This window comes from Dietzia sp. Cai40 (assembly GCF_014145165.1).
Classification (GTDB): Bacteria; Actinomycetota; Actinomycetes; order Mycobacteriales; family Mycobacteriaceae; genus Dietzia; species Dietzia natronolimnaea.
The window spans coordinates 1-1,006 of the sequence record NZ_JAALEB010000463.1 but is presented as its reverse complement, the minus strand read 5'-3'; the positions used below and the strand labels follow the sequence as shown (position 1 = coordinate 1,006).

At 71.3% G+C, this 1,006-nt stretch carries 1 protein-coding gene; it reads left to right on the top strand.

Annotated elements, in window-relative coordinates; genetic code table 11:
* Window positions 1–299: 299 nt before the first annotated feature.
* On the top strand, window positions 300–1,006 hold a 707-nt coding region (locus G6022_RS15665), incomplete at its 3' end, for an aspartate-semialdehyde dehydrogenase (RefSeq protein WP_182691964.1).

The window sequence follows — 1,006 nt, the reverse complement described above, 5'->3', positions numbered from 1 at the left end:
TCGGACCCGCCGGTCCTGTGGAGCATCGGACCCGCCGGCCCGTCGAGAAGAGCGTTTCGCGCACCTCCCTTTCGGCCGATGTGAGCCGAACAGACTTCTCGTTGGTCGGCGATGGCGAGGTGGGGCGTGGGCTGCGGAGTCGCGGGGGCGGTGTGACGAGAGTCGCTGGAGGGCCTTCGCGCGGCCGGTAGACTGGGCCATCATCGGCCGACCCGAGCGCAGGGTGGAGCTCCCACCCGCGGGCGGCCGACACCAGAGCCCCCACGGGCCGCCGAGCACACCAGGAGATGACCTCACAGATGACCACTGTCGCCGTAGTCGGAGCCACGGGCCAGGTGGGGCGCGTGATGCGCGCCCTGCTGGAGGAGCGGGAGTTCCCGGCCGACGAGGTGCGGTTCTTCGCCTCCGCGCGGTCGGCGGGCACCACGCTGCCGTTCCGTGGCGAGGACATCGTGGTCGAGGACACCGCCGCGACCACCGACGAGGAGCTCGCGGGCATCGACATCGCCCTGTTCTCGGCCGGGGGCACGATGTCCAAGGAGCAGGCGCCGAGGTTCGCGGCGGCCGGCGCCGTCGTCGTCGACAATTCCAGCGCCTGGCGCAAGGACCCCGACGTCCCGCTGATCGTCTCCGAGGTCAACCCCGAGGCCGCGCAGAACCCGCCCAAGGGCATCATCGCCAACCCCAACTGCACCACCATGGCCGCGATGCCGGTCCTCAAGGTGCTCCACGACGCGGCCGGGCTCAAGCGGCTCGTCGTCTCCACCTACCAGGCCGTGTCCGGGTCGGGTCTCGCCGGCGTCGACGCGCTCAACGACCAGGTGACCGGCAACATCGGCGCGGGCCACGAGCTCGTGCACGACGGGCGGGCGCTGAGCGTGGACGACACTGGGCCGTACGTGGCGCCGATCGCGTTCAACGTCCTGCCGATGGCGGGCGCGCTGGTCGACGACGGGTCCGAGGAGACCGACGAGGAGCAGAAGCTGCGCAACGAGTCGCGCAAGAT